This is a genomic window from Cystobacter fuscus (assembly GCF_002305875.1).
GTDB classification, from domain to species: domain Bacteria; phylum Myxococcota; class Myxococcia; order Myxococcales; family Myxococcaceae; genus Cystobacter; species Cystobacter fuscus_A.
In genome coordinates this window covers 9,586,101-9,603,826 of the sequence record NZ_CP022098.1, presented here as the reverse complement: position 1 = coordinate 9,603,826, position 17,726 = coordinate 9,586,101, and the positions used below count along the sequence as shown (strand labels likewise).

The 17,726-nt window shown below is 66.4% G+C and carries 13 protein-coding genes; 9 read left to right on the top strand and 4 right to left on the bottom strand.

Annotated elements, in window-relative coordinates:
• Positions 1–97 precede the first annotated feature (97 nt).
• Positions 98–664: a GNAT family N-acetyltransferase gene (locus CYFUS_RS38770; RefSeq protein ID WP_157758907.1), complete on the top strand. Its 567-nt coding sequence runs from the start codon at positions 98–100 to the stop codon at positions 662–664.
• A gap of 96 nt (positions 665–760) precedes the next feature.
• Complete coding sequence (locus CYFUS_RS38765) at positions 761–4,078, top strand: CHAT domain-containing tetratricopeptide repeat protein (protein ID WP_332468316.1); 3,318 nt, start codon at positions 761–763, stop codon at positions 4,076–4,078.
• A gap of 189 nt (positions 4,079–4,267) precedes the next feature.
• Here CYFUS_RS38765 and CYFUS_RS38760 read toward each other — a convergent pair whose 3' ends face one another.
• Both CYFUS_RS38760 and CYFUS_RS38755 read right to left on the bottom strand, forming a co-directional pair.
• Positions 4,268–5,908: a thiamine pyrophosphate-requiring protein gene (locus CYFUS_RS38760; RefSeq protein ID WP_095989780.1), complete on the bottom strand. Its 1,641-nt coding sequence runs from the start codon at positions 5,906–5,908 to the stop codon at positions 4,268–4,270.
• Positions 5,905–7,284 carry an MmgE/PrpD family protein gene (locus CYFUS_RS38755; protein WP_232537061.1) on the bottom strand — a complete coding sequence of 460 codons (1,380 nt, stop codon included), beginning with the start codon at positions 7,282–7,284 and terminating at the stop codon, positions 5,905–5,907. Before CYFUS_RS38755 ends, CYFUS_RS38760 begins: the two co-directional genes overlap by 4 nt.
• A 119-nt stretch (positions 7,285–7,403) precedes the next feature.
• Here CYFUS_RS38755 and CYFUS_RS38750 point away from each other — a divergent pair, with 119 nt between their 5' ends.
• From CYFUS_RS38750 to CYFUS_RS38720, 7 genes are all read left to right on the top strand, one after another.
• Positions 7,404–7,583, top strand: coding sequence for a hypothetical protein (locus CYFUS_RS38750; RefSeq protein ID WP_095989779.1), 180 nt, complete (start codon positions 7,404–7,406; stop codon positions 7,581–7,583).
• A gap of 111 nt (positions 7,584–7,694) precedes the next feature.
• A complete protein-coding gene (locus CYFUS_RS38745) occupies positions 7,695–8,453 on the top strand; it encodes a hypothetical protein (RefSeq protein ID WP_095989778.1) in 759 nt (252 codons plus the stop codon).
• A gap of 30 nt (positions 8,454–8,483) precedes the next feature.
• Positions 8,484–9,953, top strand: a complete 1,470-nt coding sequence (locus tag CYFUS_RS38740; protein WP_232537060.1) for a hypothetical protein — start codon at positions 8,484–8,486, stop codon at positions 9,951–9,953.
• Positions 9,954–10,040: 87 nt separating this feature from the next.
• On the top strand, positions 10,041–10,349 hold the full coding sequence (locus CYFUS_RS38735; RefSeq protein WP_095989777.1) for a GYD domain-containing protein: 309 nt from the start codon (positions 10,041–10,043) through the stop codon (positions 10,347–10,349).
• Between the two features lie 202 nt (positions 10,350–10,551).
• Positions 10,552–12,348: an asparagine synthase (glutamine-hydrolyzing) gene (asnB, locus tag CYFUS_RS38730; RefSeq protein WP_095989776.1), complete on the top strand. Its 1,797-nt coding sequence runs from the start codon at positions 10,552–10,554 to the stop codon at positions 12,346–12,348.
• 30 nt (positions 12,349–12,378) lie between these two features.
• Positions 12,379–13,218, top strand: coding sequence for a phytanoyl-CoA dioxygenase family protein (locus CYFUS_RS38725; RefSeq protein ID WP_095989775.1), 840 nt, complete (start codon positions 12,379–12,381; stop codon positions 13,216–13,218).
• Between the two features lie 492 nt (positions 13,219–13,710).
• The gene (locus CYFUS_RS38720) at positions 13,711–15,414 is read left to right on the top strand and encodes a methyl-accepting chemotaxis protein (protein WP_198316292.1); all 1,704 of its coding nucleotides are present in this window, start codon (positions 13,711–13,713) and stop codon (positions 15,412–15,414) included.
• A 189-nt stretch (positions 15,415–15,603) separates the two neighbouring features.
• On the opposite strand, the gene CYFUS_RS38715 is transcribed toward CYFUS_RS38720, so the two are convergent.
• Both CYFUS_RS38715 and CYFUS_RS38710 read right to left on the bottom strand, forming a co-directional pair.
• Complete coding sequence (locus CYFUS_RS38715) at positions 15,604–16,737, bottom strand: sensor histidine kinase (RefSeq protein ID WP_095989773.1); 1,134 nt, start codon at positions 16,735–16,737, stop codon at positions 15,604–15,606.
• Positions 16,734–17,408, bottom strand: a complete 675-nt coding sequence (locus tag CYFUS_RS38710; protein ID WP_095989772.1) for a response regulator transcription factor — start codon at positions 17,406–17,408, stop codon at positions 16,734–16,736. The genes CYFUS_RS38715 and CYFUS_RS38710 overlap by 4 nt, the downstream gene beginning before the upstream one ends.
• Positions 17,409–17,726: the final 318 nt, after the last annotated feature.

The window sequence follows — 17,726 nt, the reverse complement described above, 5'->3', positions numbered from 1 at the left end:
GGGCCGGCGGACGGGTAGTCTACGGGCCATGCTCAGTCCCACTCCCCCTGTCCGCCGTGCGACCCACGACGACATACCCCACCTCGTCCGGACGCTGGTGCGATCGTTCGATCGGGACCCGATCCTCCGCTGGTTCCTGCGCGAGGACGAGCGGCGTGTGCGGGCTCTGGAGATGTACTTCGAGATCACCCTGCGCGAGTTCACCCTGCCTCATGGAGAGGTATTGACCACCGAGGACCGTGCGGGGACCGCGCTCTGGGTTCCCCCGGGCCGGTGGAAGCAGGGGCTGCGCGAGCAGCTTCGGGCGTCATCCACCATTGTCCGCTGCGTCGGCCTGGGCAAGGTGGTGCGCACCCTGCGCGGGTTGAGACAGATGGAGAAGCATCATCTCCCCCGGCCCCACTACTACCTGGCGTTGCTCGGCGTGGAACCCGAGCACCAGAGGCGAGGATATGCCTCCGCGCTGTTGCGGCCCGTGCTCGAGCGCTGTGACCGGGAAGGCGTGGGGGCCTACCTGGAGAGCACCACTCCGGAGAACACTGCCCGCTACCAGCACTTCGGCTTCAAGGTTGTCTCTCACCTGCGATTGGGACGCGGTGCGCCTTCCTACCCTGGCATGTGGAGAGAACCAACGGGGGCTCGCCTCCATGAAGAGTCGGAGTAGGGCAGGGGGCGGCGTAAAGTGTAATACCCCGAGAAGAGCCAGGTTCACGCCGCGTTGAATCGGCACTGGCGTCACGCGGCCCTGCCAGGAGAAGAGATGCGTCAGGTTCTCGCATGGATGATGGTGGTGGTCCTTTGTTGGACGGGTTGTGCGGTAGGAGGGAGGGTCGGTCAAGAGAGGCCAGATGCGCGGCTATTGGAGGCGCAGTCCGACTTTGACGCGGCGACGAAGCTCAAGGACGCGGGCAATTACTCCGAGGCACTTGCGCGGGCCGAGCATGCGCTCGCACTCAGAGAGGCCGTGCTCGGGAGCATGCACCGAGACGTCGCCAGTTGCCTGAACCTGATGGGAGACCTCTATCGGAGGCAAGGAGACCTGGCCCGAGCCGAGCCCCTCTTGCTGCGCGCGCTCGCCCTGCGCGAGGCCGCCCTGGGCAACAGCCACCCCGACGTCGCCTCCTCGCTCAACAACCTCGCCATTCTCTACAAGACCCAGGGGTTGTACGACCGGGCCGAGCCCCTCTACCTGCGCGCGCTCGCCATCTACGAGGCCGCCCTGGGCAACAGCCACCCCAACGTCGCTGACTCGCTCCACAACCTCGCCGCCCTCTACTACGTCCAGGGGTTGTACGGCCGGGCCGAGCCCCTCTTGCTGCGCTCGCTCGCCCTCCGCGAGGCCGCCTTGGGCAACAGCCACTCCAAAGTCGCCGCCTCGCTCAACAGCCTCGCCGTCCTCTACATGGACCGGGGGTTGTACGGCCGGGCCGAGCCTCTCTACCTGCGCGCGCTCGCCATCTACGAGGCCGCCCTGGGCAACAGTCACCCCTACGTCGCTGACTCGCTCCACAACCTCGCCAACCTCTACATGGACCAGGGGTTATACGGCCGGGCCGAGCCCCTCTTGCAGCGCGCGCTCGCCATCTACGAGGCCGCCCTGGGCAACAGCCACCCCACCGTTGCTGACTCGCTCAACAACCTCGCCACCCTCTACTCCGCCCAGGGGTTGTACAACCAGGCCGAGCCCCTCTACCTGCGTGCACTCAGCCTCCAGGAGGCCGCCCTGGGCAACAGCCACCCCGCCGTTGCTGACTCGCTCAACAACCTCGCCGTCCTCTATAGGAACCAGGGGTTGTACGGCCGGGCCGAGCCCCTCTTGCAGCGCGGGCTCGCCATCTACGAGGCCGCCCTCGGTCCCAGCCATCCCAACGTCGCCTTCTCGCTCAACAACCTCGCCACCCTCTACAAGGCCCAGGGATTGTACGGCCGGGCCGAGCCCCTCTTGCAGCGCGCACTCACCATCAAGGAGGCCGCCTTGGGCAACAGCCACCCCAACGTCGCCTCCTCGCTTCACAACCTCGCCAACCTCTACATGGACCAGGGGTTGTACGGCCGGGCCGAGCCCCTCTTGCAGCGCGGGCTCGCCATCTACGAGGCCGCCCTCGGCCCCAGCCACCCCGACGTCGCGGACTCGCTCGGCAACCTCGCTAGCCTCTACTTGATACAAGGGTTGTACGGCCGGGCCGAGCCCCTCTACCTGCGCGCACTCAGCCTCCAGGAGGCCGCCCTCGGCCCCAGCCACCCCGACGTCGCCTCCTCGCTCCACAACCTCGCCGTTCTCCGCCTGGCGCAGCATCGCCTCGACGATGCCCTTCCTCTCTTTACTCGCGCCTTCTCCCTCTTCGAGCAGCGCCTGCGTCACGAGGCTCTCGACTTCTCCGAGTCTCGCCTTTCTTCCTTCCTCCGCTATCTGCGTGACGCGGAAGAGAAGAACTACGCCCTGCTGCGCGCCTATCCCCAGGACGCCCGCGTGCAACACCTGGCCCTGAGCACCGCCCTCCTTCTCAAGGGCCGCTCTGTCGAGGAAACCGCCCACATTTCCCGTACCGTCTACCAGAGCCTGGGCCCCGAGGACCGCGTCGCCTTCGAGCGCCTACGCGCCCTGCGCACCCACCTGGCCTCCATGTCCTTCTCGGGCCCCGGCGCGCCCTCTCCCGAGGACTACCAACAACGACTCAAGGCCCTGGCCGACGAGGGCGACGCGCTCGAAGCCGACCTCGCCCAACGCTCCGCTCGACTGCGCTCCCACTCCTCCTTGCCTTCCCCCAGCGACATCGTCGAGCGCGTCGCCGCCTCCCTGCCCCAGGACGGCGCCCTCGTCGAGTTCGTCGCCTACAGCGACACGCCTCTCGTCCCCCAGCCCGGCACACCCGTGGCGGCAACCCCGGCGCCGCTGCGCTACCTCGCCCTGGTGCTCTTCCCCGATGGCTCCACCCGCGCCGTGGACCTGGGCTCCGCCGCTCTCATCGACTCCGCCGCCTCTCGCCTGCGCGACGCCCTGGCCCATAAGCACGCCTCCTTCGAAGCCATCGCCCAGCGGCTTCACCGGCTCGCCTTCCAGCCCCTGCTCCCCCTGCTGGGCAAAACCCGCCGCCTCCTGCTGTCTACCGACGGCCAGTTGAGCCTCGTCCCCTTCGCGGCCCTCCACGACGGCAAGGACTTCCTGCTGAACTCCTACGACTTCACCTACCTCACCTCCGGCAGGCAGTTCCTCCCTCGTCCCCAAGACAATCCCCCCACTTCCTCCATCATCGTCCTGGCCGACCCGGACTTCTCGGCGTCTGTTTCCGCCCCCCCTTCCTCTTCCAGCCCATCCTCTTCGCGCGCCCCGTCCTCCGACGCCCTCGCGCGCTTCTTCTCCCGCTCGGGCTTGCCCACCTCCTCCTGGGTGCCGCTGCCGGGTACACGCCAGGAAGCCCTGGACATTCAACGCCTGCTACCCCAGGCCCAGCTCTTCCTGGGGCCCGAGGCGACCAAGCAGCGCCTTTTCCAGCTACCGACCCCGAGCATCCTTCACGTGGCCACCCATGGATTCTTCCTCGGCGACGTCCCGGCCTCACGGAACTCCCGCGCTGTGGGCCTCTTCGGCGAGTCGATGAGCAACGCCCCTCCGCCCCAGCAGGACCCCCTGCTCAACTCCGGCCTCGTCTTGGCGGGCGCACGCTCCACGGCCTCGAGTTCCTCTGCTCCTCGGCCCGATTTCTCCCTCGTCACCGCCCTGGAGCTGGCCGGGCTGAACCTCTGGGGTACCCAGCTTGTCGTCCTCTCTGCCTGCGACACCGGCCGCGGTGAAGTCCGCCTGGGCCAAGGCATTCAGGGCCTGCGCCGCGCCCTCGTGGTCGCCGGGGCCGAAAGCGTCGTCATGAGCCTGTGGAAGGTGAATGACAACTCCACGCGCCTGCTCATGGACGCCTACTATCGCCACCTGCTCGCGGGGCAGGGGCGAGCCTCCGCCCTGCGTGAGGCTATGCGCTCACTGCGCGCTTCCCCTCTCCATCACCATCCCTATCACTGGGCCCCCTTCATTGCCCTGGGCAGCGATGCCCCCTTGCACGGCATCTCCCCCAGCACGCGTTGAAGGCCGCGTCTGGAAATAACGTTTCCAGTAGACGACGACGCATAGGCGGGATGGGGGCGGTGTGGAGGGGAGAGAGCCCCAAGGAGGGTGTCCAAGGAGGGTGTCTGAGCAGGCCGAGTGGGCAGTGACAGGTGCCCCAGAGCCCTTCATCCCAATCGTCACCCGCCGGCCGAGGGCCCCACGAGCCGCTCATTCCTGGAACGACGAGAACTCCGTCTCCTGGGCGGTGATGAATTCCAGCAGTGCGGGCACGCCGTCTTGCGTCCTGGCGATGCCGCGGTGGATGGCGGGGATGATCTGCTCGGGGGTCGTCACGCGCTCTCCATGGCCCCCGAGGGCCCTCGCCAGGTCGGCGTAGTTGCCGGAGATGTCCGTACTCCGGTACCGCTGGGTGGAGACCGGCATGACCGGTATCTCGAGCGCCATGGAGGAGTTGTTGAGGAGGATCGAGAGGATTGGAATCCGCTCGCGGACCGCCGTCTCGAAGTCCATGCCCGTGAAGCCGATGGCCGCATCACCCCAGATGTTGATGCAGAGCTGGTCGGGTCTCGCCAACTTAGCGCCCATCGCCAGCCCCAGGCCGTAGCCCAGTTGCGTGGTCTTTCCCCAGCCGATGTAGGAGAGCGGCGTGATGCTCTCCCAGAATGGCGAGAGCTGATCTCGCGGGCTGCCCGCGTCGTGCGTGATGACGGTGTTCGCGACATCCACCGTGTGCATCAGGTCCCAGATGACACGGTAGGGAGACAGGGGCGCCGCGTTGCTGGTGAGCTTGGGCCTCCACGTCGCCAGCCACTCTGCCTTGACGGCGGCGATCCGCCGTGTGACGTCGCCGGCTCTGCCGCGCGGCTTCCCCCCCAGCCTCTGGCGGATTGCCTGCACGAGCGCCTCGAGCGTCAGGCGGGCATCACCCGCGAGCGCGTGCTCGGCTTCGACGTCCTTGTGGATGTCCGAGGGATCGAGCGTGGCGTGGATGAGTGTCTTGCCCTTCGGAACCTTCACCCCGAACTTGGTGCTCGTGAAGCTGCAACCGATTCCCAGGAGGGTATCCGCGCTCTGCAGGAACGCGTGCACCGTGCGAGGAACGGCTCGGCCACCGGAACCGAGGGAGAGCGGATGATTCTCCGGAAACGCGCTCTTGCCTCCGAGGCTGGTCATGACCGGCGCCTCGAGCAACTCGGCCAGCGCCCTCAACTCGGCCCAGGCCCGCGCGTAGTGGACGCCCTGTCCGGCGTAGATGACGGGCCGCGCGGCGTCGACCAGGACACCGGCCACGCGCTCGACAGCGGCCGGGTCCGGTGCCGAGCGGACTTCCGGTGCCGGGCGGTAGTGCCAGGGCTCGGGCACCTCCTCGTTGAACAGATCGCTCGGGATCTCGACCAGCGTCGGGCGGGGCCGGCCATTGCGCGCCTGGAAGAAGGCACGGCGCAGGGCCTCGGGAATGACCCGGGGCACCAGGACCTGCTCGGCCGACTTGGTGATGTGGTGGAAGTTGAGCGTCGAGCTGAAATTGGGATTCACGCCGGAATGCGAGCGCGGATAACCCATGGGCAAGACGACGAGCGGCACCGACTCCCCATAGGCCTGCGCCACGCCGCCGAAGGCGTTCTCCGAACCCGGACCGTTCTGCATGCAGAAGACACCCATGCGCCGGCCAGAGGACATGCGGCTGAACGCGTCGGCCATGTGCAGACCGGTGCGCTCCTGCCTCACGATGATCGGCCGGATGTCCACGTTCGCGGCGGCCTCGATGATGGGGTTCATGGGATAGGCGAACAGATATTCGACACCTTCCGCCTTGAGGATCCGCGCGATTGCGTCAGCGACCTTCATGTCTTGCTCCTTGCTCCGAACGCTTCGGTGAGGCAGTCCAGTGTCTCCAGCTCTTCCAGGTGGAGAATCCTCTCGATGAGCTGCTCGCTCCGTGCCCGCGGCGCCTCCTCTCCACCCTGACGAAGGCAGGATCGGAACTTGTCCAGGATGCGCTCACGGAGATCCGGACGGGATGGGTCCCCCGCCTGAACTTCCAGGGTCCGCTGCCAGCGTGTTCCATCCCTGGCCATGAGTTCGACCGTGACTGGCAGCTCCGCACCGCGCGGTCCCGAGGGGCTCGACGCCTCGACCGTCACTCGCCTGGCGAGTTGGAGCACTTCCGGGTCGTCCTGGAGAGCATCCTCCTCGAGATCCTGGAGGGTGAAGCGCCTCCGCACCATGGCGGCCGCAACGAGATAGGGCAGGTTGACCTGGAGCTGGATTCGGGTGCTTCCCACCTCATGGGGGCGGCCGAGCTGCTCGGCCACTTCCCGAGGCGCGAGAACGCGGATTCCGGCCAGCCGCCGGGCGTCGATCGGATGGTCACGCATCAGTTCGAGAGCGGCCTGGAGCGGCGCCTGCGCCGCACTGCAACACGGGTGGAGCTTGCAGATGAGCTCGGTACCGAGGAATCGCCGACCCAGGCCATCGAGGAGGATGGCTTCGCTGAAGGCCCCACCGGTGTACAGCGCGGACAATCCAAACGGACCCGAGAGGAAGCGGGTCGCACCGGTGAAACCAGCCCGGGCGAGGTGCCCGGCGGTGACCGCCGCCCGAGCCGCGAGGCCGCACTGCAAGTATTTGGCGGCCCCCCCATCGAGCAACGCCTGCCGGTTGCCCATGGCCTGCGCATAGGCAAGCCCTAGCGTCTGACGAACCCCGCGCACATCGAGTCCGAGCAGCCGGGCCGTGGCCGCCGCCGCCCCGAATGTTCCGAACAAGGAGGTGGGCCACCACCCCTCGTTCATTCCCTCTCGGGCGGCGACTCCCAGGCGACAGGTGAGGTCCACCCCCAGCGCGATGGCCGTCAGGAGTTCGCGTCCCGAGACACGCCCCCGCTGCTCCGCCACCGCGAGGGCGGCGGGAAACACGGTCGCGTTGGCGTGGACGTTCGCCGCCACGTGGGTCTCGTCGTAGTCCAATACGTGGGCCAGCGTCCCGTTGATGAGCGCGGCCTGCTCCGCGGCCACCCGGGTGCCATTGCCCAGTATCGTACTTTCACCACGGCCGCCTTGTTCCAGCACATACTCCAGCAGGGGTTGAACCGCCGCGACGCGCGCCCCGGCGAATGACACTCCCAGCGTGTCGAGGATGAAGCTCTTTGTTGAGTAAATGACTGCCTCTCCGAGCGCCTCGTACCGAGTGTGGACGACATGTTCCGCGAGCTGGAGTTCCATCTCATGCCTCAAAAGACGACGTCCATGTCTTGACCTGGATGATTGAGCGCATATACTGCCAGTGCTATCCAGTTCACTTCGAGCGGATAGCAATAAATCCAACAAAATGGGGGTCGAGCATGGCGGTCGACAAGGACTCAATCACCTTCGAGCCCATTCGTGGGAGCGAGGTGACGAAGGCAAACTCCGCCTTGGCCGCGAAGGTCAAGCTGACGCAGGGAGACATTGGCACGAAGCGGCAGGACAACTTCGTGGCCTGGAACTGCCCCTTCGATGAGTGCAGGGTACCAAAGCGCTAGGAAGTCTGGCGAGAGAGCGCCCTCGTCGGCCGGGTCCGGCTTTCGCGGGTAACGAATCAACGAGGGCGGATGGCTCCCGCCATCCGCCCCGGCCCCTGGAGAGCGAGTCGCATGGGTTCCAGCTCCAATGTGATTGCGGAATTGACCATCGAGGCCCTGAGAGCGAGCGGAGCCAGGGGTCTGGCCAGCTATGAGCGGCTCCTGTGTGCCTCCTTCGAGGCGTGCGCGCCGCCCTTCGGCAAGCGCTGGTATGGTGAGGCCTACCGGGAGCAGGCAGCCGATCCCTCCTGGCTCGCGAGGTCCCTGGTCACCAATGCGGAAAAGGAGGCCGAGGGGGCCCGCATGTTGTGGCGGATGGCGGGTCTCATCGAGTCGCCGGTCATCGCCGAGCAGGTGCGTCGCCATGCGATCGACGAGTCCAACCACGCCCGCTATTACATCGCGATGCTCGGTCTGGCGTTCCCGGGCTGTGCGGGTGAGGATGTCCAGGCGCAGTTGGATGCCATTTCGCCGCGCTACTCGGTTCGCGAGCATCCAGAGCGAGGCGCGGTCACCGAGGAGCCAGTGCTCACCCTGGATGCGCTGGTGCAGATGAACATCGGGGAGATCCGCACGCGGGTCCATCAGCTCCTGCTGTATCCGATGCTCATGCGCCACAGTCCCCCGGAGCAACATGCCCGCATCAAGGGAGTGCTCGACGTCATCACCTCGGATGAAACACGGCACATCGCCTACACCGCGCAGGCGATGGAGGCCATGGCGCGCGACGGCTCCGAGGAGCTCGTCCGCGACATGCTCTTCAGCAGGCTCGAGCAGTTCTGCGTCCTCACGATGAAGGAGCTCGAGGCGCTCACCTTCGATGGCGCCTAGCCCAGGCTTCCTGCCCCGGAGAATCCATTGGTGCTCCTCACCCGGATGCTTGCTGGCGCCATCCTCATCCACGAGGCGCTGTATATCTTCAGGGATGGCCTCGGCTACCTGACGAATTGCTTCCTTCCGACGTTCGGTCTGCGCCTCGGTCCGCGAGCCCATGCCTGGGTGCATGGGGGGCTCATGGCCACCTGTGGAGCGCTGCTGTTCATGCCGCAGGCCGGATGGCTCCAGCTCACCTGCCTCGGATTCCTCTCGCTGGTCATCGCCAGCTACTCGCTCCGGCTCTCGAACCACCTGATCCTGGCCTGGTTCATGATGTTGACGCTCTGTCTCGCGCGAGGTGTCGAGCAGATGGAGACCTTCGTGTCCCTCGGCGTCCAGGGCCTCATCGTCCTCACCTACTTCTTCGCGTTCCTCCACAAGCTGAACGCGGATTACTTCTCGCCCGAGCGGAGTTGTGCATCCCAGCTCGTCGACTTTCTCTGCTGGGATCGCGGCGTGCACAGCCCGGGGCTCATCCGGTTCTTGCGGGGTGTGGGCATCTACGGAACGGTGCTCGTGGAGGGAGCACTGCCATTGCTGCTGTTGTTTCCACCCACGCGGCCCCTCGCGCTGGGAGTGGGCGTCCTGTTCCACTTCAGCATGGCCCTGCTGGGAATCGTGAACTTCTCGTCGATGATGTACGCGGGGTTGATGGCGTTCGTGCCGGAGCAGGCGCTTCTCGATGCCACCGCCCAGGTCCGCGCCCTGCCGCCCCTCGTCATTGGGGCGAGCTGTGGCTTCAGCCTCCTGGTGGTGTGGGTGCTGACCCCTCGTCATGCCAACCGCCACTGTCCCTACGTGATGCGTGCCCCCGCATGGCTCATCCAGTTGGGTTTCGGCGCTGGAACGGCGCTGCTGTTGCTGGGAATCGGCATGCTCTCCTGGCGCTCATTGGAGGTACCGGGCTGGGCGCTGCTCGGCTCGCTCGAGCAGGGAACGTTGCTCACGTTGTGGGCCGCGTTCCTGGTGAACGGTCTCGGGCCGTACCTGGGATTCAAGACGGAGTTCAGCTTCGCCATGTTCAGCAATCTCCGCTGCGAGCCGTGGCGCCATCTCTTCATCCCTGGCAACTGGCGGCTCTTCCAGGGGCCAGACTACGTGCGGATCGCCCACATCGAGGGGCTGCCTCCCGTGTCCACCCTTCAGGGAGACCCGGGGGCCCTCCTGGCGCATCGCGTCCTGTCCCAACCCGAGGCTTACCGCTATACCCGCTACTTCCTCCGCGAGTCGCTCTCTCGCCTTTCCCGCGCCATGAGTCCGGGTCACCCCCTCCGCGTCCGCTACGTGGACCGGGAAGGAAGCCACGAGGTCGATGGCGACACGAGTGGGAAGCTTCCGGGCAGCCGTGGTGGCCTTCCCGTGAATTTCTTTCCCTTCATCCTGCCCGATGACCCCGAGGCGCCTCATTCTGAACAAGGAACAGTACTCAACGGAAAGGAGCGACAACTGTTCTGATTCGCAGCAGAGGGAGATGTATCGCAGCCCGTGCTTTCACGAGACGTGTGACAGAAGAAGTGGCTTTTCACGAAGAAAGGGAGACCCATGCCTCAGTACGCCATCCTGTCGAAATATAGGAACGCCGCGGACCTCCGTTCGTTGCCCCAGCGCGCGCAGTCGGTACGGGAGAAGACCCTCAAGGAGCTTCCCCAGCTCAGGTGCACCCTCAAGCTCGCATTCCATGGGGGCCCCTACGATTCCCTCGACGTCGTCGAGACGGATGACGAGAAGGAGGCGCAGCGGGCGGCGGAGATCATTGGTGAGCTCGGCGAGTGCACGACCGAGGTCATCGCGGTGACCCACTGGCAGGACTTCGTGCGGACCACCCAGCGGGTCGCGTCGACGCTCCGCTAGCGGGCCCCGTCGCCGCGCCAGGCCAGGAGGGTACCCCCCTCCGCAGGTGGGTACCCTCCGTGGCCGACGCGGGGCCGTCGTCGTGACTCCGCTCCACCAGTTGACTGCAGGTCTTGGTGTACCGCACGTCCGAGAATTCGACGCCTGCTTGGACTGCACATGCGGGAATGTGACGACAGGCGTCCGGGAGCGGGTGTTGCCAATGAGAGGCATCTGGGTATCCGTCGCCGTCGAGCCCCCTGAAGGGATGTCTCGCGTCCTTGCCCACCGGGGCCCGGTTTCGTCCGGCCCGCACGTCTTCGAATCGCCGGCGGGAGCCGTGCATCTGTGGCAATGCGCCCATGCCGCGCCCCGTGAGGAGACGGGAAGGGAGCCGTGGCGCGGACGCTTCCATACCGTCTTCGATGGTTGTCTCTACAATCGCGAGGAGTTGTCCCGCCTGGTCGAGGTGCCTCCAGGAGCGACGCTCGACGACTCCGAGCTCATGACCGCCCTCTTTTCCAGATGGGGGGCCGAGTGTCTCTCTCGCGTCAACGGAATGTTCGCCCTGGTCATCTGGGACGACGTGGAGAAGCGTCTCTTCGCCGCGCGGGATCGCTTCGGCCTCAAACCCCTCTACATCTACAAGGGTCCGAGGGTCCTCGCGTTCGCCTCGGAGATCAAGCAATTCCTACCGATGCGGGGGATGGACGTCCGGTTGAATGCCCGGGCGGGCCTCGAGTTCCTCGTCGCGGGCTTGACGGACCACTCCGACGAAACGCTCTTCCAGGACGTGCTGCGTGTCCCGGGAAGCACCTGTCTGCAACTCGATTTGAAGCAGTGGCGCTGCACGGAGACCCTTCCGCCATTGCGAAGGTGGTACGAGCTTCCCGAGCCAGGTAGTCTTCGCCTGGAGGAGCCGGAGGCGGTGGAGCGGTTCCGAGACCTGCTCCTCGACGCGGTTCGTGTGCGCTGGGCGCAGCCGGGGCCCAGGGGCCTCTGTCTTTCAGGCGGGCTGGACAGCTCCGCCATCGCCGCCCTGCTGACCTCCGAGCTCGAGCGGTCCGGGTCCGCCGCGGACAGGCTCGTGACCTTCAAGGCCTACTTCGATGACCCCTTGTACGACGAGCCGCACCTGCTGAAGGCGGTGCTCGAGAGCACGGGGGCCATCCACCATCGGAGTCACTGTCATGGCGAGGATGCCATGAATGTGCTCGACCCCCTCGTGTGGCACATGGACGAGCCCTTTGGCCGCGCGAGTCTGGCCGCCCAATGGATGCTCTTCGAGCAGGCGGAAGAACTGGGTATTCGTTCCACCCTGGACGGCCAGGGCTCCGATGAGCTGCTCGCCGGCTACATGAGCATGGTGCGGGCGCACCAGGACGATCTCCACCGACAGGGCGCCGGGGCCAGCGCGGGCCTCTCCTCGAGATCCTCCCTGCCGGTGGCGGAGTTGCTCGACGGGAGGGAGCGGTACTCCTGGCTCACGGCGGACCTGCGGGAACGGGCCGCGCGCCTCCCCGCCTTCGAGCCCAACCCTCGGAGCTTCAACCTCGGAGAACTCTGCGGCTACCGGGTGTTCCACGGCGATCTGCCCATGATGATGAGGCACAACGATCGGATTGGCATGGCGCATGGGGTGGAGACCCACGTGCCCTTCATGGATCACCGTGTGGTGGATTTCTGCATCGGGTTGGGCGGCGCGTACAAGATCATCGGAGACGAGACGAAGTACCTGCTGCGCCGCGCGATGCAACACCTGCTCCCGCCCATCATCATCAAGCCCTATGGGAAGGGGAGCTACTCCTCCCTGGAAGAGGGATGGTTCAGGGGAGGAGCGGGCAAGGGCTTGAAAGAGGGGGTGTTGGAGGTGGTCCGCGAGCGGCCGGAGTTGTTCGACGTACGGGCCGTGGAGTACCTGGCCCGGGAACCCGCCCGGGCGGACAAGGAAGTCCTGATGTTGCTCTGGCGCATTCTCTGCTTCGGGCTCTGGATGCGGAAGTTCAGGGTGGGCAGCTGAAACCTTCCCAGGGAAAGCGAGGAAGACATCATGAGAACCGATGAGATTGTCGAGCGTGTGAGGGCAGAAGGCTGGTGCGTCGTGGATGGCATCATCCCGGCCCTGGAATTGCCCGAGGTCCAGGAGTCGGTACGCGGGGAACTCGATGCGCAGAGCGCCGGATGGGCCGCGGAGGTCTCGCGGATCTCACAAGCCGGTTTCCAGATGCCGCCCAAGGGAATCCTCCATGCACAGGCGGTGATCAACCGCCAGCCCCAGCTGGCGAGCCACGTCACGCACCCTCGTCTGATGGAGGCCTGTGAGGCGCTGCTTGGCCGTTACTTCAGGGTGTCCTCGGTTGGGGCCATCGTCACGTATCCCGGTAACGAGCGGGGCTACTGGCATGCCGACTGGCCCTTCAACCAGAAACTCGCCACGGCCCTTCCAAGTCCCTACCCCGACGCCGCGATGAACATCTCGGCCATCTTCATGCTGTCGCGGTTCAACAAGCGGACGGGTGGAACGATCCTGTTGCCTGGCAGCCACCGGCGCTCCTTCAATCCCAGCGGAGGGAGCCCCGCGGAGCAGTTCGAACCACACTCTGCGGAGGTGACTGCCGTCGGCGAGCCGGGGGATGTCTTGTTCTACGACAGTCGCCTGTGGCACTGCGTCGCCCCGAACCTGAGCGATGGGCCGAGGATGGCCTTGAACGTGCGCTACTCGGCGTGGTGGCTCAATCTCGAGTTCCGGAGGAAGAACTCACCTGAATACGAGCGGCTCCTGCGTGATTCCAAGGGGAAGGACAATTCGGTTCCCCTGATTCCGCGGGCGTCCTTCGAGTCCATGCCGGAGCGCGCCAGACCGTTTTTCGCACATTGGGTCGAGCGCTGACGCCGCCACCTCACCAAGGCGATCTTCAACGCGGAGGAGCCGCGCGGCCGATCACGGTTGACACGGCGACCCCAGAAGGCTGGCACGGCGGGATGCGCCGATTCCCGCTGCTGCTCCTCGCCCTCGGTCTGCAGCACTACCAGCCTCTCCTCTCCGCCCTGGCGCGGGTGCCGCTCCACCCTCTCGAAGGTGGGGGCCGGCGGCATGCACCGCCCCGGTATTCTCCAGGCAGGCACTCAGGGCTCTGTCTCTTTCCTTGGTTTGGCGTCAAAGTGCTTCTCTCTCCGGGGCCGTGCTCTCACGGCGCCGGGAGTGGCCGGTATGGGGGAGGGTAGGGAACCCACGCACCTGACGTTGTTCCCATCAAGAGGGGCCCATGTGATGCTCGATTCAGGTTGGGTAGGGGTTCCATGAAGGAGCCCCGGGCCGGTGCCGACAGCGTTGGTCGAGCTGCCCCCCAGGCCCCATGCGACAACCGCGGGGGAAAACACCGTGAAGTGGTTCCGCAACTTGAAGGTCGTCACGAAACTCACGCTCGGATTCGGGCTGCTCACGGTGCTTGCCGTCTTCGTCGGTGTGCAGGGCCTGCGTGGCATGGCCCAGACAGACGAGAGCCTCCAAGAGATACACGAGCACCACGCGCTCGGTCTCGCGAAGCTGCTCGAGGCGGACGTACACATGCTCCACATGTCCCGCACCATTCGAAACGTGGTGCTGGACGTGGGCACGGAGCGGCTCTCGGATCGCACCGCGGAGCTCGAGAAGAGCCGGGAGCAGCTCGAGGAGGCGTTCGCGGCATACCGGCGGACGATCTTCAGCTCGGATTCGGCCCAGCAGCGCAAGGCCGCGGAGGTGGACCGGCTCCTGACCCAGCTCCAGCGCGAGCAGCAGGATGTCCTGCAGCTCGCGGCGAGCGGGCGGCTGCCCGGGATGCTCACGACGAGCAAGGATCTCTACGTCGACGCGGGCGTGAAGGAGGTCCGGGCGGTCGAGAACCAGATCGAGGCGGCCATCAAGGAGCTCGAGGCGCACCAGTTCGCGGCGATGGAGCAGTTCTCGGAGCGGTCGGCGAGTTCATACGCGGAGTTCAGGCGGTCCGTCATGGGTGTCATCTTGGCTGCCGTCGTCGTCGCATTCGGGATCGGACTGCTCACGACGGTGGTGATCGCGGAGCAGCTCGGCGGGGAGCCGGGATACGCGGCGGAGATGGTGCACAGGGTGGCGGACGGAGACCTCTCCGTGAACGTGGAGACGAAGGGGAACGACAGGACGAGCCTCCTGTTCGCCCTGAAGGAAATGGTGAGGAAGCTCTCCGAGGCGATGGCGGAGGTCCGGATGGGAGCCGCCACGCTCAGCGCGGCCGCCACGCAGGTCTCGGCTTCCTCGCAGAGCCTCTCTCAAGGTACCGGCGAGCAGGCCAGCAGCGTGGAGCAGACCACCTCCAGCCTGGAGCAGATGACGGCCAGCATCACCCAGAACCGGGACTACAGCCGGCAGATGGCACAGATGGCCGTGAAGGGCGCCAGGGACGCCGAGGAGAGTGGCCAGGTGGTGAAGAAGACGGTGGAGGCGATGACCTCCATCGCGGAGAAGGTGTCCATCATCGAGGAGATCGCCTACCAGACGAACCTGCTGGCGCTCAACGCGGCGATCGAAGCGGCGAGGGCGGGAGCGCACGGCAAGGGGTTCGCGGTGGTGGCCACGGAGGTGCGCAAGCTGGCCGAGCGCAGCCGGACGGCGGCGAAGGAGATCAGCGGACTGGCGACGAGCAGTGTGAAGGTGGCGACGCGCTCGGGACATCTGTTGGAGGAACTGGTGCCCTCCATCCGCAAGACGGCGGACCTGGTGCAGGAGGTGGTGGCCGCCTCCAACGAGCAGGCCGACGGGGTGGTCCAGATGAACAAGGCCATGCAGCACGTGGACCAGGTGACGCAGCGCAACGCCTCGGCCTCCGAGGAGCTGGCCACTACCGCCGAGGAGCTCTCCGCCCAGGCGGAGGTGCTCACCCAGCTGGTGTCCTACTTCCGTGTGGAGGACAGCCACGAGCGCGGTGCTCGCATGCCGCCCCGTCCTGGAGTGGGGAGTGCTCCCCATGGGCAGACTCCGCCCACGGCGCACGCGCTCAAGGCCGCGGCGAATGCCCACGGTCCCGTGGCTCCGGCTCCTCCTCCCGCCGATGAATCACCGATGACATGAATCATCATGCGTGAGCCCATGTGTCCATGGGGGTAGGAGGAGAAGACCATCCTCCTCGACGAGGACGGGGGTCGTCTTGAGCAGGGAGAGGCGGCGGGCGAAGGGTGAGGTCTGGAAGTGGAAGAGGATGCGCATCGTCAGCGAAGGGCGAGGGGGTTGATGGCTCACGCCCATGCGGCGACGTGACCTTCAGGATGTGGTCCTGTCAGCGATGGCATGCCCGGCCGGAAGTGGCGGCTCGCCAGACGCTTTCGGCTTCGGGAGGCGCAAGGTGAAGAGGCTTTCGCCGTCGACCCGCGCGTAGTCGAGTGTGCCGCCATGCGCCTCGGCGATGGTCCGCGACATCGCGAGCCCCAGGCCGATGCCCTCGCCGTGCCGCGACGGGTCCGCCCGGGCGAAGCGCTGGAAGAGCCGGGCCTGGAAGGCGGCGTCCACCCCCTCGCCGTCATCCCCCACGGTGACGCGGAGGCCCATGTCCGTCGCGTCCAGCTCCACGCGGATGCGCTCGCGGGCGTGGCGGCGCGCATTGGAGAGCAGGTTGTCCAGCACGTGGGTCAACAGAACCGGACTGCCCCAGACCTGCGTGGGGCCGCCCTTCAGCTCCAGCGTCAGGTTCCGGGATTGCGCCGCCAGGTGCTGCTCCGTGCGCTGGAGGGACAAGCGCGCCAGGGAGTACAGGTCCACGGGCTCCACGGTCATGGCCTGGGTGCCGGCATCCGCGCGCGCCAATTGGAGCAGTTCGTCCACCAGGTGTGTGAGCCGGCGGGTCTCATCGAGCACGATCGCCAACGTGCGGCGGTATTCCTCCGGCGTCCGCTCCCTGCGCAGGCTGACCTCCGTTTCGCCCAGGATGATGGTGAGCGGCGTACGTAGCTCGTGCGCCGCGTCGGAGGTGAAGGAGCGGATGCGCACGAGCGACGCGCGGGCATCCGCGAGGAGTTCATTCAGGGTCGCTGCCAGCGTGTCCCACTCGTCTCTGGTTCCCCGATCGGGAAGGCGCAGGTCCAGCTCCGAGGCCCGCGCGGCGCGGACCCGGTCACTGGCTTCGCGCAGCGGCGCCAGCGCCCTGCGGGCCAGCGCGCCAGCGATCGCCGTGGACCCGAGCACTGCGAACGGCATGCTGAAGAGGATGGCGCCCAGGGCCTGCCGGGCTTCGTCGAAGATTCCCTCGGTCAACCCCAGGCTTGGGTTCGCGGTGTGTTCGATCCACTCCCCGGTGGCCAGCACCGCCGTCACCAGCACGCCGTAGAGGAGCGTTGTTCCCAGGACGGAGCAGGCGAAGAAGAATGTCAGCTGTTCGCGAAGCGTGCGCGGACGCCTCATGCGCGGCTCCGGAGCACGTAGCCCACGCCGCGCACGGTGTGGATGAGCCTGGTGGGAAAGGGCGTATCCACCTTTGCCCGGAGATAGCGGATGTAGACCTCCACGACGTTGGAGAAGGTCTCGAGGTCGTGCTCCCACACGGCCTGCACGATGCGTGTCCGGGACAGGACCTCGCCCGCGTGCTCGAGCATGAATTGCAGGAGCGCGTACTCCCGGGCGGTCAGTGGAATCTCCACGCCGGCCCGGACCACCTTCCGGGTGGTGGGGTCCATGGTCAGGTCCGCGTGGCTCATCAAGGGCGTGGCGCGGTTGTCGACGCGGCGGAGGATGGCGCGGATGCGCGCTAGCAGCTCCTCGAAGGCGAAGGGCTTGATGAGATAGTCGTCCGCGCCGGCATTGAGCGCGCTGATGCGGTCCGCGACCGCATCCTTCGCGGTGAGCATGAGGATGGGCGTGGTGTCCTGCTTCGCACGCAGCGCCCGGAGCAGGTCCAGCCCGGACAGCCCCGGCAGCATCCAGTCAAGGATGATGAGCGCGAAGCGCTCGTGGCGCATCATTTCCTGGGCCTGCGTGCCGTCCACGCTCTCGTGCACGCGGAAGCCCTCTTCCGTGAGGCCCCGTGAGATGAAGGCGCGGACCCGCAGTTCGTCTTCGACGATGAGGATGGACATGATGGGATTCCTGGCAACCAGGTCCTGGTGGGGCACAAGAGTGGAAGTCCCGGAGGAATGTCAACCGCAGGCGGGCTCCCCGCTGCGAGGGGAGGAACTCCGCGTGGGCCCGGTGGGCCTGATCGACGAGGGCCACCAGGGACAGGCCAATTCCATGGCCCTGCTTTCCGGCGTGGGCGCTCGGCGTGCGGTAGGCCGGAACTCAATCCCGAGGAAGGCTGCAACAGCCAGGTGAACGCCGACATGCGCAATGCACTCCCCGACTCAGTCGAAGAGCTTCACCGTCAGGTTCGCTCGGCCTTCATCCGCCTTGCCCGT

Coding starts and splice junctions, on each gene's coding strand:
- CYFUS_RS38765 (WP_332468316.1), top strand. CDS start 761: ATGCGTCAGGTTCTCGCATGGATGATGGTGGTGGTCCTTTGTTGGACG.
- CYFUS_RS38760 (WP_095989780.1), bottom strand. CDS start 5,908: ATGAAGGTCGCTGACGCAATCGCGCGGATCCTCAAGGCGGAAGGTGTC.
- CYFUS_RS38755 (WP_232537061.1), bottom strand. CDS start 7,284: ATGGAACTCCAGCTCGCGGAACATGTCGTCCACACTCGGTACGAGGCG.
- CYFUS_RS38750 (WP_095989779.1), top strand. CDS start 7,404: ATGGCGGTCGACAAGGACTCAATCACCTTCGAGCCCATTCGTGGGAGC.
- CYFUS_RS38745 (WP_095989778.1), top strand. CDS start 7,695: ATGGGTTCCAGCTCCAATGTGATTGCGGAATTGACCATCGAGGCCCTG.
- CYFUS_RS38735 (WP_095989777.1), top strand. CDS start 10,041: ATGCCTCAGTACGCCATCCTGTCGAAATATAGGAACGCCGCGGACCTC.
- asnB (WP_095989776.1), top strand. CDS start 10,552: ATGAGAGGCATCTGGGTATCCGTCGCCGTCGAGCCCCCTGAAGGGATG.
- CYFUS_RS38725 (WP_095989775.1), top strand. CDS start 12,379: ATGAGAACCGATGAGATTGTCGAGCGTGTGAGGGCAGAAGGCTGGTGC.
- CYFUS_RS38715 (WP_095989773.1), bottom strand. CDS start 16,737: ATGAGGCGTCCGCGCACGCTTCGCGAACAGCTGACATTCTTCTTCGCC.
- CYFUS_RS38710 (WP_095989772.1), bottom strand. CDS start 17,408: ATGTCCATCCTCATCGTCGAAGACGAACTGCGGGTCCGCGCCTTCATC.